General features: G+C 71.9%; 14 protein-coding genes and 1 pseudogene. 10 read left to right on the forward strand and 5 right to left on the reverse strand.

Translation table 11 applies throughout. The annotated features are described in order from the left end of the window. Positions 1-20 precede the first annotated feature (20 nt). A complete protein-coding gene (gene pip, locus AB0M30_RS17030) occupies positions 21-968 on the forward strand; it encodes a prolyl aminopeptidase (protein ID WP_364584973.1) in 948 nt (315 codons plus the stop codon). On the opposite strand, the gene AB0M30_RS17035 is transcribed toward pip, so the two are convergent. Continuing rightward, positions 958-2,118: a Glu/Leu/Phe/Val dehydrogenase dimerization domain-containing protein gene (locus AB0M30_RS17035; RefSeq protein WP_364585158.1), complete on the reverse strand. Its 1,161-nt coding sequence runs from the start codon at positions 2,116-2,118 to the stop codon at positions 958-960. The genes pip and AB0M30_RS17035 overlap by 11 nt on opposite strands. A 140-nt stretch (positions 2,119-2,258) precedes the next feature. Between AB0M30_RS17035 and AB0M30_RS17040 the strand changes: the two genes are divergently transcribed. The 7 genes from AB0M30_RS17040 (at position 2,259) to AB0M30_RS17070 (ending at position 9,899) form a co-directional block, all read left to right on the forward strand. Beyond that, positions 2,259-3,185 (forward strand): LysR substrate-binding domain-containing protein, encoded by a 927-nt coding sequence (locus AB0M30_RS17040; protein WP_364584974.1) that lies wholly within the window; start codon positions 2,259-2,261, stop codon positions 3,183-3,185. 120 nt (positions 3,186-3,305) lie between these two features. Further along, positions 3,306-4,568, forward strand: a complete 1,263-nt coding sequence (locus tag AB0M30_RS17045) for a glutamate-cysteine ligase family protein (protein ID WP_364584975.1) — start codon at positions 3,306-3,308, stop codon at positions 4,566-4,568. Then, positions 4,565-5,902 carry an ergothioneine biosynthesis protein EgtB gene (gene egtB, locus AB0M30_RS17050; RefSeq protein WP_364584976.1) on the forward strand — a complete coding sequence of 446 codons (1,338 nt, stop codon included), beginning with the start codon at positions 4,565-4,567 and terminating at the stop codon, positions 5,900-5,902. The genes AB0M30_RS17045 and egtB overlap by 4 nt, the downstream gene beginning before the upstream one ends. A gap of 4 nt (positions 5,903-5,906) precedes the next feature. Continuing rightward, positions 5,907-6,725 carry an ergothioneine biosynthesis protein EgtC gene (egtC, locus tag AB0M30_RS17055; protein ID WP_364584977.1) on the forward strand — a complete coding sequence of 273 codons (819 nt, stop codon included), beginning with the start codon at positions 5,907-5,909 and terminating at the stop codon, positions 6,723-6,725. Next, positions 6,722-7,699, forward strand: coding sequence for an L-histidine N(alpha)-methyltransferase (egtD, locus tag AB0M30_RS17060; protein ID WP_364584978.1), 978 nt, complete (start codon positions 6,722-6,724; stop codon positions 7,697-7,699). Before egtC ends, egtD begins: the two co-directional genes overlap by 4 nt. Positions 7,700-7,745: 46 nt before the next feature. Continuing rightward, entirely contained in the window at positions 7,746-8,168 is a 423-nt protein-coding gene (locus AB0M30_RS17065; protein WP_364585159.1) for a nitroreductase family deazaflavin-dependent oxidoreductase, read from the forward strand. A gap of 138 nt (positions 8,169-8,306) precedes the next feature. Next, a complete protein-coding gene (locus AB0M30_RS17070; protein ID WP_364585160.1) occupies positions 8,307-9,899 on the forward strand; it encodes an alpha/beta hydrolase in 1,593 nt (530 codons plus the stop codon). A 54-nt stretch (positions 9,900-9,953) separates the two neighbouring features. Here the strand turns inward: AB0M30_RS17070 and AB0M30_RS17075 are convergent, their stop codons facing one another. Further along, positions 9,954-10,532: a TetR/AcrR family transcriptional regulator gene (locus tag AB0M30_RS17075; RefSeq protein WP_364584979.1), complete on the reverse strand. Its 579-nt coding sequence runs from the start codon at positions 10,530-10,532 to the stop codon at positions 9,954-9,956. Positions 10,533-10,623: 91 nt separating this feature from the next. On the opposite strand from AB0M30_RS17075, the gene AB0M30_RS17080 reads away from it, so the two are divergent. Further along, positions 10,624-11,478: an alpha/beta hydrolase gene (locus AB0M30_RS17080; RefSeq protein WP_364584980.1), complete on the forward strand. Its 855-nt coding sequence runs from the start codon at positions 10,624-10,626 to the stop codon at positions 11,476-11,478. Between the two features lie 201 nt (positions 11,479-11,679). Continuing rightward, the gene (locus AB0M30_RS17085; protein WP_103342629.1) at positions 11,680-12,387 is read left to right on the forward strand and encodes an MgtC/SapB family protein; all 708 of its coding nucleotides are present in this window, start codon (positions 11,680-11,682) and stop codon (positions 12,385-12,387) included. On the opposite strand, the gene AB0M30_RS17090 is transcribed toward AB0M30_RS17085, so the two are convergent. The 3 genes and pseudogenes from AB0M30_RS17090 to AB0M30_RS17100 all read right to left on the reverse strand — a co-directional run bounded on the left by AB0M30_RS17090 (position 12,384) and on the right by AB0M30_RS17100 (position 16,088). Then, on the reverse strand, positions 12,384-12,965 hold the full coding sequence (locus tag AB0M30_RS17090) for an alpha/beta hydrolase (protein ID WP_364584981.1): 582 nt from the start codon (positions 12,963-12,965) through the stop codon (positions 12,384-12,386). The genes AB0M30_RS17085 and AB0M30_RS17090 overlap by 4 nt on opposite strands. Before the next feature lie 61 nt (positions 12,966-13,026). Further along, positions 13,027-13,203 (reverse strand): annotated as a pseudogene (locus AB0M30_RS17095) (hypothetical protein); the annotation flags it as partial. 71 nt (positions 13,204-13,274) lie between these two features. After that, the gene (locus AB0M30_RS17100) at positions 13,275-16,088 is read right to left on the reverse strand and encodes an aconitate hydratase (RefSeq protein ID WP_364584982.1); all 2,814 of its coding nucleotides are present in this window, start codon (positions 16,086-16,088) and stop codon (positions 13,275-13,277) included. Positions 16,089-16,241 lie beyond the last annotated feature (153 nt).

Genomic DNA, 16,241 nt, shown 5'->3' on the forward strand with positions numbered 1-16,241 from the left:
CGGCGGAAGGAAGCGCGCTGATGCTGTACCCCGAAATCGAACCCTACGAGCACGGCATGCTCGACGTCGGCGACGGGCACGAGATCTACTGGGAAACCTGCGGAAACCCGGAGGGGAAGCCCGCGCTCGTCGTGCACGGCGGCCCCGGTTCCGGCTGCTCGGCGAACGTCCGCCGCTTCTTCGACCCGGCGCGCTACCGGATCGTCCTGGCCGACCAGCGCGGCTGCGGGCGCAGCACCCCGCACGCCGGCACCCCGGTCGCCGACCTGTCGGCCAACACGACCGACCACCTGGTGGCCGACTTCGAGCGTCTCCGCGGCCACCTCGGGATCGAGAAATGGCTGCTGTTCGGCGGTTCCTGGGGCTCGGTGCTCAGCCTGACCTACGCGCTGCGCCACACCGGACGCATCAGCGAAATGGTCCTGATGGGCCTGGCGACCGACCGCTTCCTCGAGATCGAGATGCTCATCCGCGGCCTCGGCGCGTACTTCCCGGACGGCTTCGCGAAGTTCCGCGAAGGCGTGCCGGAAAGCGAGCGGGACGGCGACCTTTCGGCGGCCTACCACCGGCTGCTGATGGACCCGGACCCCGCCGTCCACCACCGGGCCGCGAAGGACTGGTGCGCCTGGGAGGACGCGATGCTGCCGGGCGTGCCGCCGCCGGACGTCTTCGAGGACCCGGCCTACCGGCTCTGCTTCGCCCGGCTCGTCACGCACTACTTCAGCAACCGCGCGTTCCTCGAAGACGGCGAGATCCTGCGTCAGGCCGGCAAGCTCGCGGGCATCCCCGCGGTGCTGGCCCAGGGCGTGCTCGACACGAGCAACCTCGTCGGCACGCCCTGGCTGCTGCACCACGCCTGGCCGGGCAGCGAACTGGTGCTGCTGGACGACGTCGGGCACACGGTGTCGGCCGCGTCGATGCAGGAGGTCCTGCTCGGCGCGACCGACCGCTTCGCCCTCAGGGGATGAGCAGCGCCGGCTCGCTTTCCGGGGCGAGCGCGGGTGCGCGGTTCGCCTCGGCGAGCCGGAGCCCGGTCAGGCGCAGCGGCAACCGGTCCATGTTCCACTCCGCCAGCAGCAGGGCGATCTTCGCCTGCATTTCCGTGCGCAGCCGCAGGAACGAGTCGGCCGGGTCCGCCCCGACTTCGCCCAGCAGCAGCCACCACGCCCAGGCCGCGGCGCCCGCGTTGGCGACGAAGTCCGGCACCACCGCGACCCCGCGGGCCGACAGCGCGGCCTCCGCTTCCGGCGTCGTCGCCGCGTTGGCCGCTTCGACGACCACCTTGGCCTTCACGACGCTCTCGTTGTCCGGTCGCAGCGCGTAGGAGATCGCGGCCGGCACGAAGATGTCGGCGTCGATGCCGACGATCGTCTCGCGCGGCAGCGAACGGACTCCGGCGGGCAGCCGGGAGCGGTCCACCTCGCCGAAGCGGTCGCGCAGGTCGAGCAGCGCCGGGACGTCGAGGCCGGTGGGGTCGTACAGGGTGCCCGCGGCGTCGGCCACCGCGACCACCTTCACGCCGGCTTCGTGCAGGTACCAGGCCGCGCCGCCGCCCATGGTGCCGATGCCCTGGATGGCCACCGTCGTTGCGCGCACGTTCCAGTCCCACGCCGCCGCGACGCCCAGGCACGCCTGCGCCACGCCGTAGCCGCCAACGACGTCGCCGAGCAGCAACCCGCCGGGGACCGGTGCGTTGAGGCCCGCCTGCACCCGGCGCAGGGTCCGCGCCGGATCGGCCGAACGGCGGATCGCCGCGTGGTACGACTGTTCCAGCCCCAGCTCGGCGAACACCGAGTCGATCAGGTGCTGGGGCACGCCCAGGTCCTCGGCCGTCACCCAGTGCGCGTCCAGCCACGGCCGCAGGAACGCGCAGAAGCGCTTCAGCACGTCGAACGCGCGCGGGTCCTTCGGGTCGAAGTCGATGCCGCCCTTGGCCCCGCCGACGGGCAGGTTGAAGGTCGCGGTCTTGTTGGCCATGCCCCGGGCGAGGTCCTCGACCTCGGTCATCGTGCAGCCGGCCCGCATCCGGGTGCCGCCGGTGGCGACGCCGGAGACCAGGCTGTGCACGACCAGGTAGCCGGGCGCGCCGGTCACGGGATCGGTCCACGTGAGCCGCATCAGCGGCTGGACGGGGGTCACCGGGCCACTCACCTCCAGGGAAGTCCGGGGCGGCCTGGTGACCGCCACCACGAGCGTGCGCCCCGGGTGGCCCGCCCGTCCATTTAACGCTGCTGCACGATCTCGTTTAAGTTTTGTGTATGGAGCTTTCGCTGCACCGCTTGCGGATGCTGCGCGAGCTGCACCGCCGGGGCACCGTGACCGCGGCGGCCGCCGCGCTGCACTACACCGCTTCGGCGGTGTCGCAGCAGCTTGCGCAGCTCGAGCGGGACGTGGGCGCGAAGCTGTTCGAACGGCTCGGCCGGCGCGTCCAGCTGACCGAGCTGGGCACCTTGCTGACCGAGCACGCCGAAGAGATCCTCGGTTCGGTGGAGCGCGCGACCCTCGCGCTGGAGGAGGCCCAGGAAGCCCGCAAGGTCCGGTTGATCGCCGGGGTGTGGGCGTCGGTGGCCTCCGGGCTGCTGCCGACGGCGCTGACCGCACTGGCCGGCACGCATCCCGGCATCGAGGTGCGCACCCGCGAGCTGGCCCCGGAGGACACCGCCGACGCGGTCCGCGACGGCACGCTCGACCTCTCGTTCGTGATCGAGTACTCCGACGCGCCGACGACGTGGGACGCCGGGCTGGAACGCGCGGTCGTCGCCGTGGAGCGGCTGCACGCGGCGGTGCCGCGGGGCGCCGTGCCGTCGGGGGCGGCGGCGCTGGACGACCTCGCCGAGCACCCGTGGATCCTGGCCGGCGCCAAGTCGCACTTCGGCCGGGCGATGCGCACCGCCTGCCGGCGGCACGGCTTCGCGCCGAAGATCAACCACGAGGTCGAAGAGCAGTCGACGGCGATGGCGATGGTGGGCGCCGGGCTGGGCGTCACCCTCGTGTCCGACCTCGGCCTGCGCCTGCTGCGGCCGCCCGGGATCGACGTCGTCACGCTCACCACGCCGCTGCTGCGGACCGTGTCGATCGCCTACCGGCGCACCGCGTTCCGGCGCCCCGCGCTGCACCTCGTGATTGACGCCGTGCGGGCTTCCGCGGCCGAACTCGGACTCGGCACCGAACCGGCTTTGCCCTGATCAGGCACTTCTTACGGAGTGGTGACCGCCTCCCGGTGCGCAGGATCCACCCTGAATTTGTCGTACCCCGCGTGTAGCGTCCGAAGGCGAGAAGTTCCCTACACGGAACAGGAACGACACATGCAAGCGGTGCACGATTTTCCCGAAAAGTCGGGTAGTGCGTCGAACCGCACCGCGCGGGTCCTGGCGGACCGCGCGGCCGGCGAGGCGTACGTCGCATCGGTGTGTTTCAAGCACGGGCCACCCCGCCTGACCGGCGTGGAGCTGGAGTTCACCGTGCACCATGCCGACGACCCGGCCAGACCCCTCGATCCCGACGCCCTCGCCACGGCGCTGGGTCCGCACACCCCGCGGACGCTCCGCCCCGACAGTCCCGCCGCCCCGCTCCCGGCCGGCTCACCCGTGAGCCTCGAACCCGGGTGCCAGGTCGAGATCTCCGCCCTTCCCCAGGCCTCGCTGCGTGAGCTCGACGCAGTCGTCACGGCCGACCTCCACCACCTGCGTGACCGCCTCGCCCGGCACAGCCTCGTGCTGGGCGAATCGGGCATCGACGCGCACCGCGCGCCGCGGCGGCTCCTGCACACACCGCGGTACGCGGCCATGGAGCGCCGGTTCGCGCCGATCGGTCCCGGCGGTCTCACGATGATGTGCAGCACCGCCGGCCTGCAGGTCTGCCTCGACGCGGGGGAGCCCGAGCACTACGCCGCGCGGTGGGCGGCCGCGCACGCGATGGGCCCGCCGCTGCTCGCCCTCTTCGCCAATTCCCGCGTCCACGCCGGGCGCGACACCGGGCACGCCTCCGCCCGCTGGCTGGCGGTGCACGACACGGAAGCGGTGCGCACGCGCACGGCCGCCGTGGCGGGCCATGATCCCGCCGGCGCGTGGGCCGCGCGCCTGATGGACGTCCCCCTGATGGTGCTGCCGCGCGGCGAGCGGCCGTGGGACGCGCCGGAGGGGCTGACGTTCGCCGACTGGATCGACGGCCGGGGCGCGGGCGCCATGCTGCCGAGGCCGACGGTGGCGGACCTGGACTACCACCTCACGACCATGTTCACGCCGGTCCGCCCGCAGGGGTACCTGGAGATCCGGTACCTCGACGCGCAACGGCCGGACGAGTGGCTGGCTCCGGTGGCGCTGGTGTCCGCGCTGCTCGCCCGGCCGGCCACCGTCGACAAGGTGCGCGAAGTCTGCGCGCCGGTCGCGGACCGGTGGACCACGGCGGCGCGGCGCGGCCTGGCCGACCCGGCGCTGGCGGCCGTCGCGGCGGCCCTGGCCGACCTCGGCTGCGCCGAGCTGGGGGAGACCGGGCTGGCGGAGGAGTCGATCACCGAGATCAGCGAGAGCGTGCAGGGGCGCGCGTACCGATCGAGGAGCGAAGCATGAGCACAGAGGCACTGGGTGAACTGAGCGAGCAGGACCTGCGCGCCCGTGCGGCGGAGGCGCTGACGCGGGCCCGGGCGCGCAGCGTCGCGCTGACCGACGCGGTCGACGACGAAGACCTGGTCCGCCAGCACTCCAAGCTGATGTCGCCGCTGGTCTGGGACCTGGCGCACATCGGCGTCCAGGAGGAGCTGTGGCTGGTCCGCGACGTCGGCGGCCGGGAACCGCTGCGGCCGGACATCGACGACATCTACGACGCGTTCCAGCACGCCCGCGCCGACCGGCCGGAGCTGCCGCTGCTCGGGCCGGCCGAGGCGCGCGCGTACGTCAAGCAGGTCCGCGAAAAGGCCTTCGACGTGCTGGAGCGGGCGCCGATGACAGGCCGGCGGCTGACCGAGCAGGCGTTCGCCTTCGGCATGATCACCCAGCACGAGCAGCAGCACGACGAGACCATGCTGGCCACCCACCAGCTGCGCCGGGGCGAGCCGGTGCTGCACGCGCCGGAGCCGCCACCGGCGCGGTCGGGCACCCTGCCGGCCGAGGTGCTGGTGCCGGGCGGCGCGTTCACGATGGGCACGTCGGCCGAGCCGTGGGCGCTGGACAACGAACGCCCGGCGCACGAGATCGCCGTCGACGCGTTCTGGATGGACACCGTCCCCGTGACGGGCGGCGCTTACGCCGAGTTCCTCGACGGCGGCGGCTACGCCGACGAGCGCTGGTGGAGCCCGGCCGGCTGGGCCTACCGCACGGAGCACTCGATCACCGCGCCGCGGTTCTGGAAGCGGGAGCAGGACGGCTGGTGGCGGACCCGGTTCGGTGTCTACGAGCGGGTGCCCGCGGACGAACCGGTCGTGCACGTCTCCTACTACGAAGCCGAGGCGTACGCGGCCTGGGCCGGGCGGCGGCTGCCGACCGAGGCGGAGTGGGAGAAGGCGGCCCGGTTCGACCCGGCGACCGGCCGGTCGCGCCGGTTCCCCTGGGGCGACGAGGAACCGTCCGCCGAGCACGCCAACCTCGGCCAGCGGCACCTGCGCCCGGCGCCGGCGGGGGCGTACCCGGCCGGCGCGTCGCCGACCGGCGTGCACCAGCTGATCGGCGACGTCTGGGAGTGGACGAGCACCGACTTCCACGGCTACCCGGGCTTCGCGCCCTTCCCGTACCGGGAGTACTCGGAGGTGTTCTTCGGCCCCGAGCACAAGGTGCTGCGCGGCGGGTCGTTCGGCACGGACTCCGCGGCGATCCGGGGGACGTTCCGCAACTGGGACTACCCGATCCGGCGGCAGATCTTCGCCGGCTTCCGCACCGCCCGTGCCGCGGCGCCCGGCGAGGTGGGGTAGGCGCATGTGCCGCCACATCGGCTACCTCGGCGAGCCGCTTTCGCCCGCCGAGGTGCTTTTCCGTGCCCCGCATTCCCTGCTGGTGCAGTCGTACGCGCCGGCGGACATGCGCGGCGGCGGTTCGGTGAACGCCGACGGGTTCGGCCTGGGCTGGTACCCCGGCCCGGGCTCGCCGCCGCTGCGCCACCGGCGCTCGACTCCACTGTGGACGGACGAGACGCTGCCGCCGCTGGCCGCGGCGGTGACTTCGGGCGCGTTCGTCGCCGCGGTCCGCAACGGCACCACCGGCCTGCCGGTGACCGAGGCGGCCGCGGCGCCGTTCACCGCCGGGCGCTGGCTGTTCAGCCACAACGGCGTCGTCCGCGGTTTCCCGGGGTCGCTGGCCGAACTGGCCAAGACCCTGCCGGTCACCGAACTCCTGACGCTGGAGGCGCCGACGGACTCGGTGGTGCTCTGGGCCCTGCTGCGGGCCCGGCTGGCCACGGGGGAGGACCCGCTGACGGCGGTGGCGGCGCTGACCGCCGCCGTCGAGGCGGCCGCACCCGGCTCCCGGCTCAACTTCCTGCTCACCGACGGCGAAACCCTGATCGGCACGACCTGGACGCACGCGCTGTCCGTGCTGGAGACCCCGGCCGGCAGTGTTGTGCCGGGGCTTCGCCCCGGGCCGGGGGCTCCGCCACCCGGAACCCCCGGAAGCAACGTGTGGCTGGCGTCCGAACCCCTCGACGGCGACCCGCGCTGGCGGCCCGTCCCCGACCACCACGCCGTGCGCGCCACCGCGGCCGGCGTCGACCTGCTTCCCCTGACCCAGGAGCTGTCATGACCGAAGTCGATCTCGACCACCACCGCTCCGGCGACGCCGTCACCGCGGAACTGCGCGCCGACGTCGTCGCCGGGCTCACCGCGGCGCAGAAATGGCTGCCGCCCAAGTGGTTCTACGACGCCGACGGCAGCGAGCTGTTCGAGAAGATCACCCAGCTGCCGGAGTACTACCCGACCCGCAGCGAGCGCGAGGTGCTGGCCGCGCACGCCGGCGACGTCGCGGAGCTGACCGATGCGCACACGCTCGTCGAACTCGGCTCGGGGTCGAGCGAGAAGACCCGGCTGCTGCTCGACGCGCTCACCGCGCACGGCACCCTGGAGGCGTTCGTCCCGCTCGACGTGTCCGAATCCGCGCTGGCCGAGGCCGCCGAAGCGATCTCGAAGGACTACCCGGGACTGACCGTCCGCGGGGTCGTCGGCGACTTCACCCAGCACCTGGCCCTGCTGCCCGGCGGCCAGCCGCGGGTGGTGGCCTTCCTCGGCGGCACGATCGGCAACTTCCTGCCCGCCGAGCGCGCGGCCTTCCTCCGCTCGGTCCGGGAGGTCCTGGACGAGGGGGAGTGGCTGCTGCTCGGCACCGACCTGGTCAAGGACGCGGGCATTCTCGAACGGGCCTACGACGACGCGGCCGGCGTCACGGCGGAATTCGACAAGAACGTGCTGCGGGTGATCAACGCCCGCCTCGGCGCGAACTTCGACCCCGACGAGTTCGACCACGTCGCGCACTGGGACGCGGAGAACGAGTGGATCGAGATGCGCCTGCGGGCGCGCCGGGAGCTGATCGTCGAGATCCCCGGCGCGGACCGCACGGTGACCTTCGCCGCCGGCGAGCACATCCGGACGGAGATCTCGGCCAAGTTCCGCCCGAGCGGCGTCGAGGCCGAGCTGGCCGCGGCCGGGTTCGCCCTCGAGCACTGGTGGACCGACTCCCAGCAGCGGTTCGGGGTGAGCCTGGCAAGATCCGTGCGTGGCTAATCCTCTCCGGGCCCTCGCCCGGGCCGCCGGCACGAGACCGTGGCTGATGCGCACGGCTCGCTTCGTCGTGTGGGCGGACAAGAAACTGCACAAGGCGTTCGGCGGCCGGGTGAGCCTCGTGGCGCTCGCCGGGCTGCCGTCGCTGCGCCTGACCACCACCGGCCGCAAGAGCGGGCTGCCCCGCAGCACCAACCTGCTCTACTACCCGCGCGGCGCCGACTTCGTGCTGACGGCGTCCAACTGGGGCCGTCCGAACGACCCGGCGTGGGCGCTCAACCTGCGGGCGCACCCCCGCTGCGAGGTCGCGCTGGCGGGAAGGCCGGTCGACGTCCTCGCGCGGGAGCTGCACGCCGAGGAGTACGAGCGGATGTGGGGTGAGCTGCTCGCGTTCTGGCCGGGGTATGCGATGGAGCAGCGCGAGGCGGCCCGGCCGTTGCCGGTGTTCGTCCTCACGCGGGTGGCCGGATAAGTTCCGACCATCCGTTCGGCCGGTGCCGGGATTCACCGGTTTGTGCCAGTCTCCCCGGGTAAGGCGCCGTGACGGCGTGATCTCGCGGCGTAGTGCCTCACCTAGGGAGGAACCGTCTTGCCGAGAACTCAGAGCCGGGTGCGGTCGTTCGCGCTGGTGGGGGCGCTCGTGGCCGGCGTGGGGCTGGCCGGGCCGGCCGGCACCGCCGCCGCGACCGAAGACTCGGCGGTCAAGCCCGCCGTCGTCGGCGTGACCCCGGCCGTCGCCTGGGGGACCTGCTCGAGCGACACCCTCGCCGGCGTGCCCGCGGACCAGGTCCAGTTCTACAGTTGCGCGCGCTACCGCGTCCCGATCGACCACGACAACGCATCGCTGGGCACCATCGACATCGCCTTGCTCAAACGGGCCGCCCGCACGCCCGGCACCCGCGTCGGCTCGCTGTTCCTCAACCCCGGCGGCCCCGGCGGTCCCGGGCTGACGATGCCGATCTCCGGTCAGTACTACTTCCGGCCGCAGGTCCTCGACCGCTTCGACCTCATCGGCTTCGACCCGCGCGGGGTCGGCGAGAGCAACCCGCTGCGCTGCTTCACCACGCAGGAGGACGCGGACGAGGTGTTCGGCGCCCAGGTCGGGGTGCCGCTGTCGCGCGCCGAAATTTCGGGAACCCTGGCCGGCTACCGCGATTACGGCCGGTTCTGCAAGAACAACGCCGGTTCGCTGCTGAACCACATGTCCACCAAGGACGTCGTGCGCGACCTCGACACCCTGCGCGCGGCGGTCGGCGACCGGAAGCTGAACTACGTCGGCTTCTCGTACGGGACGCTGATCGGCTCGACGTACACGGCGATGTTCCCGAAGCAGTCGCGGGCGATCGTGATCGACGGCAACGTCGACCCGGCGCTGCGCACCGACGACGGCGTCGAATACGACCGCGAGCGAGCTCAGGGGTTCGAGATCTCCCTGGACGGGTTCCTGAAGCGCTGTGATCAGGTGGGCGCGAAGTGCGCGTTCGGCGACGGCGACCCGCGGGCGAAGTTCGACGAGCTCCGCGAGTACCTGCGCAAGCAGCCGATCACCCTGCCGGGCGCCGACCCGCTCGACATCAGCATGTTCACCGCCACCGTGGGCGGCATCCTCTACAGCCCGGGTGCGTTCGCCGCCCTGGCCGAATGGCTGCAGACGTACTACACCGCGATCCACCCGTCCGCGCAGGCACAGTCGCTGCAGGCCCGGCCGCTGAAGGCGCCCGCCATCGGGCACCGGGGCCTGGCCGACCTGAAGCCGGACAGCCCGTACACCAGCGACGACTCGTACTTCGCCGTCAACTGCTCGGACAAGCCGTTCCGGATCAGGCAGGAGCAGGTGCCGGACATCGCCGCGAAGTGGGAGCGCGAGTCGCGGACCTTCGGCCGGTCGCAGGCCTTCTCGGACACGGCGGCCTGCCCGGTGTGGCCGGCGAAGAAGCCGGACGCCTACCGCGGGCCGTGGCGGGCCAAGACCGACGTCCCGGTGATCGTGGTCGGCAACTACTACGACCCGGCAACGCGGTACCAGTTCGCCCAGCGGATGGCGGCCGAGCTCGGCAACAGCCGGCTGCTGTCGGTCGACGCGTTCGGTCACTGCATCCTGGGTGAAGCCCTCGGCGTCGACCAAGCGGTGGCGGACTACCTGACCGACCTGAAGGTGCCGCCGAGCGGGCAGGTGTTCCAGCCGAACGTCCAGCCCTTCTGAATCGCTTGGCAGGAAGGAAAACGGGCCGGGGCGGCACTGTCGCCCCGGCCCGTGCTACGTCCCCAGCAGCCGGTCCAGCACGTCCCCGGCCGCGGCCTCGGCTTCGGCGGACGCGCTCTCGTGGTCGTCCGCCCGGGCGACCAGCAACGCGATCTCGTTCATGCCGGCGAGCAGGACGTGCGCGAAGAGGTCCACCCGCCCGGCGGGGATCCGGCCGTCGCGCCGCAGCGCCGCCTTGATCCGGCCGAGGGTGCGCACCTCGTCGAGCTCCCGCCAGCGCTGCCAGCCCAGTACCGCCGGCGCGTCGATGAGCATCACCTGCCGCACCACGGGGTCCCGGGTGCTCCGGATCCACGCGAGACACGCGGCGCGCAGCGCTTCGACCGGGTCGGTCAGGCCCTCGACGGCCCGCGCCCCCTCGGCGCCGACCCGGTCGTAGACGGTGTCCAGGACGGCCGCGAACAGCGCGTCCTTGCCGGGGAAGTGGTGGTAGAGCGCGCCGCGGCTCACGTCGGCGGCCCGCAGGACGGCCTCGATCGACGTGCCGTCGTAGCCGTGCTCGGTGAACAGCCCGGTCGCGATGGCGACGAGGTGCTCGCGGGTCGCCTGACCCCGGTCGATCTTCTTGTTCATGCGGGTCGGCAGCCTCCGTCGTTGACAAACCGACTGTCGGTCTGTTGATACTAGACCGTCAGTCGGTTTACTTCTGGAGGGACCTTAGACCATGGACTTGCGCACCTGGGAGGACCAGCGCGGACGCGTGTCGGCTGCGTCCGGCGACGTGAGCTACGTCGATGTCGGCGAAGGGCCGGTCGCGCTCTTCGTGCACGGCGTGGGAACGAACAACCTGTTGTGGCGCAAGGTGATGGCCGAGCTGGCGGGGGAGCGGCGGTGCGTCGCGCCCGACCTGCCCGGGCACGGCGACTCGCCGGTGACGCCCGAGCAGGACCTCAGCCTGCACGGGCTGGCCCGGCTGCTCGAAGACTTCTGCGAGTCGCTGGAACTCGGCGCGGTCGACCTGGTCGCCAACGACACCGGCGGCGCGGTCGCGCAGGTCTTCGCCGCGCTCCACCCCGACCGGGTCCGGACGCTCACCCTGACCAACTGCGACACGCAGGGCAACCTGCCGCCGGAGTCGTTCCGCCCGGTCGTCGAGCTGGCCGAACGCGGGAAGCTCGCGCCGCTGCTGGTCCGGCTCGCCACGGACCCGGCGCAGGCGCGGACCGGTGCGCTGGGCGCGGGCTACGAACACCCCGAACAGCTGTCCGATGAGGTCCTGGCCGCGTTCGCCCGGCCGATCGGCGCCACGCTCGACGCGGCGCGGCAGTTCGAGCGCCTGCTGACGTCGGTCCGCGGCGAGGAACTGGACGCGATCGAGCCGCTGCTCAAGGAGTTCCGCGTGCCGACGCTGCTGGTCTGGGGGACCGGCGATCCGAACTTCGGTGTCGAGTGGGCGTACCGGTTCCGGGACGCGGTCCCCGGCGTCACCGAGATCGTCGAGGTGCCCGGCGCGAAGCTCTTCTTCCCCGACGAACGGCCCGGAGACCTCGTGCCGCACCTGCGCCGGCACTGGGCGTAGCGCTCATCACAGGTGCCGAGGCCGGGACCTGGCGCTACAGTGGGAGAGTTGATCAACCCCGAGCAACGGAAGCGAGGTGAGCGGCACATGCCAGCGGACAGTCTTCGGACGGCCGGGCGCGCGCTCACCGGGGGTTTCCGGCGGGGCTGAGTCCGGTCGCCCCCTGTCCGGCAGTGCGCGCACGCCGGAAAAGAGCCGGAAATGACCATCTTCGAAATGCTGCTGCGCGTCGGCGCCGGCGTCGGCCTGGGTGCCGTCATCGGGGTCGAGCGCCAGTTCCGCGCTCGGATGGCCGGGCTGCGCACCAACGCCCTCGTCGCCGTCGGCGCGACGCTGTTCGTGCTGCTGTCCGCCCACGGGTTCGGCGGGCTGGCCTCGAGCGGCGACGCCGACCCGACCCGGGTGGCCGCGCAGATCGTCTCGGGCATCGGGTTCCTCGGCGCCGGGGTCATCATGCGGGACGGCCTCAACGTCCGGGGCCTCAACACCGCGGCGACGCTCTGGTGCTCGGCGGCGGTCGGCGCCCTCGCCGGAGCCGGGCTGTACGCGGTCGCGGCGGCCGGGACCGCCGTCGTGGTCGGGGTGAACGTGGTGCTGCGCCCGCTCGGCCGCGTGGTGGACCGCCGTCCCGACGCGGGCGAGGAGACCCCGGCGCGGTACGAGTTCCAGGCGGTGACCCGCGACGAGGCCGAGGCCCACGTGCGGGCGCTGCTGGTGCAGGCGTTGACGCGCACGGACTTCCGGCTGCTGTCGGTGCTGAGCACGGACCGCCCGGAAGACCGCACGGTCGAGGTCCGCGCCGAGCTGATCGGCGACCAGCGCGACGACGCCCAGATGGAAGCGGCGGTTTCGCGGTTGTCGCTGGAGCCGTCGGTGTCGAGCGTCCGCTGGCTGGCCGTGCCCGCTTAGCAGGTGTGGAGGAACTCTCGAAGCAGTCCGTCGAACCGGGCGGGCTGCTCGAGGTTCACCATGTGGGCCGCGCCGGGCACCCGGGCTCGGCGCGCGTGCGGGGCCTTGCGGTCGACCAGCTCGGCGACCGTGAAGATGTCGGCCAAGTCGAGGTCGCCCGTCACCGCCAGCGCGCGGTCGCGGATCTCCGTGACGCGACGGATCGCGCCCAGCTCGATGCCCAGGTCGGGGGCGGTGTGGCGCTTCACGAAGTTCTCGACCACCATGTCGCGGCAGAACTTCCGGACCTCGGGGTCGACCTCGGCCGGCGAGCGGTGCGGGCCGTCGACCCACATGCGCAGCAGGCACTCCAGCACCCGCTCGCCATCGCCGGCCTGAGCCGCTTCTGCCTGCTCCGCCATCAGTTGCACGATGTACGGGTCGCGGAACTCCATCCCGCTGATCCCGGGCGAGCTGAGGAACAGCCCGGCGGCGCGGCCGGGATGGGCGACCGCGAAGTCCAGGAACACCCGGCTGCCGAACGAGCAGCCGACCAGCACCGGGCGCTCCACCTCGAGCGCGTCGAGGAGTTTCGTCAAAGTCCTCGTAGTGGGAGTACCGGTCCGGCTGCGTCGGCGGGTTCGAGGAGTCGCCGCTGCCGCGCGCGTCGTAGCGGATCACCCGGTGGTCGCGCGCGAAGCGGCTGAACTGCTCGTTCCACATCGCGCGGGTCATACCGCCCGCGTGCAGGAACACGAGTGGCCGGCCGCGGCCGCGTTCTTCGTAGGACAGAAAGCCTTCGTCGCCGAGGTCGACCCGGCCGGTGTGATCCCCCATGGCCTTCACGGTAGCGAAAAAAGAGGGCCTCCCCGTCGAACGACGGGGAGGCCCTCCGAATGCAGTAACCCTTACGCCTGCGTCATCTTCCGCAGCACGTACTGCAGGATGCCGCCGTTGCGGTAGTAGTCCGCCTCGCCCGGGGTGTCGATGCGGACGTCCGCGTCGAACTCCACCTTGGTGCCGTCGTTCTTGGTGGCGGTGACGTGCACCGTGCGGGGCGTGTCGCCGTCGTTCAGCGCCGTGATGCCCGCGATGTCGAACGTCTCGGTGCCGTCGAGGCCGAGCGACGAGGCCGACTCGCCCGCCGGGAACTGCAGCGGGATGACACCCATGCCGATCAGGTTCGAGCGGTGGATGCGCTCGAACGACTCGGTGATCACCGCGCGGACGCCCAGCAGCGAGGTGCCCTTGGCCGCCCAGTCACGCGACGAGCCCGAGCCGTACTCCTTGCCGCCCAGCACGACCAGCGGGGTGCCCGCCGCCGCGTAGTTCTGCGCCGCGTCGTAGATGAACGCCTGCGGGGCGCCCTCGACGGTGAAGTCGCGGGTGTAGCCGCCCTGCACGTCGTCCAGCAGCTGGTTGCGCAGCCGGATGTTCGCGAACGTGCCGCGGATCATCACCTCGTGGTTGCCGCGCCGGGAGCCGTAGGAGTTGAAGTCCTTCTTCTCCACGCCGTGCTCGGTCAGGTACTGCGCGGCCGGGGTGCCCGGCTTGATCGCGCCGGCGGGGGAGATGTGGTCGGTGGTGACCGAGTCGCCCAGCTTCGCCAGCACGCGCGCGCCGGTGATGTCGGTGACCGCCGCCGGCTCCGGCGTCATGCCCTCGAAGTACGGGGGCTTCCGGACGTAGGTGGACTCGAGGTCCCACTCGAAGGTCTTGCCCTCCGGCGTGGGCAGCGACTTCCAGCGCTCGCCGCCGTCGAAGACGTCCGCGTAGTCCTTGGTGAACATCTCCTGCGTGATCGCGTGGTCGATGGTCTCCTGGATTTCCTTGGCCGTCGGCCAGATGTCCTTCAGGAAGACGTCGTCGCCGTTCGTGTCCTGGCCCAGCGGCTGGTTCGCGAAGTCGAAGTCCATCGTGCCGGCCAGCGCGTAGGCGATGACCAGCGGCGGCGACGCGAGGTAGTTCATCTTCACGTCGGGGTTGATCCGGCCTTCGAAGTTCCGGTTGCCCGAGAGCACCGACACCGCGGTGAGGTCGTTCTCCTGGATCGCCGCGGAGATCTCGTCCGAGAGCGGGCCGGAGTTGCCGATGCACGTGGTGCAGCCGTAGCCGACCAGGTGGTAGCCCAGCTTCTCCAGGTACGGCCACAGGTTGGCCTTGGTGTAGTAGTCGGTGACGACCTGCGAGCCCGGCGCCATCGACGTCTTCACCCACGGCTTCACCGCGAGGCCCTTGTCCACGGCGTTGCGCGCGAGCAGCGCGGCGCCGAGCATGACCGACGGGTTCGAGGTGTTGGTGCACGAGGTGATCGAGGCGATCACGACGGCGCCGTGGTCGAGCACGAACTCGCCGCGGTCCGCCGTCGAGACCTTGACCGGCTTGCTCGGGCGGCCCGACGCGCCGTTCGCGGCCGAGCTGGTGACCGGGGCGGCGTCGTCCTCGGCGAACGACAGCGAGGGAGCGTCGCTGGCCGGGAAGGACTCCTCCGAAGCCTCGTCCATCTTGGTGTGCGGGGTGTTGTCCTCGCCGTCCACGTAGTCGTGGATCGACTTGCGGAACGACGACTTCGCGTCGGTCAGCTCGATGCGGTCCTGCGGGCGCTTCGGGCCGGCGATCGACGGGACGACCGTCGACAGGTCCAGCTCGAGGTACTCGGAGTAGGCCGCCTCGCGCGACGGGTCGTGCCAGAGGCCCTGCTCCTTGGCGTAGGCCTCGACCAGCGCGACCTGCTCGGCCGAACGCCCGGTCAGCTTGAGGTAGCGGACGGTCTCCTCGTCGATCGGGAAGATCGCCGCGGTGGAGCCGAATTCCGGGCTCATGTTGCCGATGGTGGCGCGGTTGGCCAGCGGCACCTCGGCGACGCTCTCGCCGTAGAACTCGACGAACTTGCCGACGACGCCGTGGCGGCGCAGCATCTCGGTGATGGTCAGCACGACGTCGGTGGCGGTGACGCCGGCCGGGATCTCGCCGGTCAGCTTGAAGCCGACGACGCGCGGGATGAGCATCGACACCGGCTGGCCCAGCATGGCCGCCTCGGCCTCGATGCCGCCGACGCCCCAGCCCAGCACGCCGAGGCCGTTGACCATGGTGGTGTGCGAGTCGGTGCCGACGCAGGAGTCGGGGTAGGCCTGGCCGCCCCGGGACATCACCGTGCGGGCGAGGTGCTCGATGTTGACCTGGTGCACGATGCCGGTGCCCGGCGGGACGACCTTGAACTCGTCGAAGGCGCCCTGGCCCCAGCGCAGGAACTGGTAGCGCTCGCGGTTGCGCTCGTACTCGATCTCGACGTTGCGCTCGAAGGCGTCCGGGCGGCCGAAGACGTCGATGATCACCGAGTGGTCGATGACCAGCTCGGCCGGGGCCAGCGGGTTGACCTTGTCGGGGTCGCCGCCCAGGTCGGTGACCGCTTCGCGCATGGTGGCGAGGTCGACGACGCAGGGGACGCCGGTGAAGTCCTGCATGATCACGCGGGCCGGCGTGAACTGGATCTCGATCGACGGGTCGGCGTTCGGGTCCCAGGAGCCGAGCGCGCGGATGTGGTCGGCGGTGATGTTCGCGCCGTCCTCGGTGCGCAGCAGGTTCTCGAGCAGGATCTTCAGGCTGTAGGGCAGCAGCTCGGCGCCCTCGACCTTGTTCAGGCGGAACACCTCGTACGAGGCGTCGCCGACCTTCAGCGTGTCTTTGGCGCCGAAGCTGTCCTTGCTGGCGGGTGAGGTCACGTCTAACTCCAGTGGCGGGGACGCCGCTCCGTCGCGGCAGAGGAGTCCCGGGTCAGTTCGGTCGGTTCGGTGGGGCGAGTCTTGCGCACCCCCACCGTAGGACCGGATGCGGGATGGCACACCTCGCGGTGGTTCAAACAGTACGCCTGTCCT

Source organism: Amycolatopsis sp. NPDC051716 (assembly GCF_040681595.1).
Classification (GTDB): domain Bacteria; phylum Actinomycetota; class Actinomycetes; order Mycobacteriales; family Pseudonocardiaceae; genus Amycolatopsis.

What these genes read in the sequence shown, in the direction of transcription:
- AB0M30_RS17075 (WP_364584979.1), bottom strand. Translation starts at nt 10,532, where the DNA reads ATGAACAAGAAGATCGACCGGGGTCAGGCGACCCGCGAGCACCTCGTC.
- egtC (WP_364584977.1), top strand. Translation starts at nt 5,907, where the DNA reads ATGTGCCGCCACATCGGCTACCTCGGCGAGCCGCTTTCGCCCGCCGAG.
- AB0M30_RS17040 (WP_364584974.1), top strand. Translation starts at nt 2,259, where the DNA reads ATGGAGCTTTCGCTGCACCGCTTGCGGATGCTGCGCGAGCTGCACCGC.
- AB0M30_RS17065 (WP_364585159.1), top strand. Translation starts at nt 7,746, where the DNA reads ATGCGCACGGCTCGCTTCGTCGTGTGGGCGGACAAGAAACTGCACAAG.
- AB0M30_RS17035 (WP_364585158.1), bottom strand. Translation starts at nt 2,118, where the DNA reads ATGCGGCTCACGTGGACCGATCCCGTGACCGGCGCGCCCGGCTACCTG.
- pip (WP_364584973.1), top strand. Translation starts at nt 21, where the DNA reads ATGCTGTACCCCGAAATCGAACCCTACGAGCACGGCATGCTCGACGTC.
- AB0M30_RS17085 (WP_103342629.1), top strand. Translation starts at nt 11,680, where the DNA reads ATGACCATCTTCGAAATGCTGCTGCGCGTCGGCGCCGGCGTCGGCCTG.
- AB0M30_RS17080 (WP_364584980.1), top strand. Translation starts at nt 10,624, where the DNA reads ATGGACTTGCGCACCTGGGAGGACCAGCGCGGACGCGTGTCGGCTGCG.
- egtD (WP_364584978.1), top strand. Translation starts at nt 6,722, where the DNA reads ATGACCGAAGTCGATCTCGACCACCACCGCTCCGGCGACGCCGTCACC.
- egtB (WP_364584976.1), top strand. Translation starts at nt 4,565, where the DNA reads ATGAGCACAGAGGCACTGGGTGAACTGAGCGAGCAGGACCTGCGCGCC.
- AB0M30_RS17045 (WP_364584975.1), top strand. Translation starts at nt 3,306, where the DNA reads ATGCAAGCGGTGCACGATTTTCCCGAAAAGTCGGGTAGTGCGTCGAAC.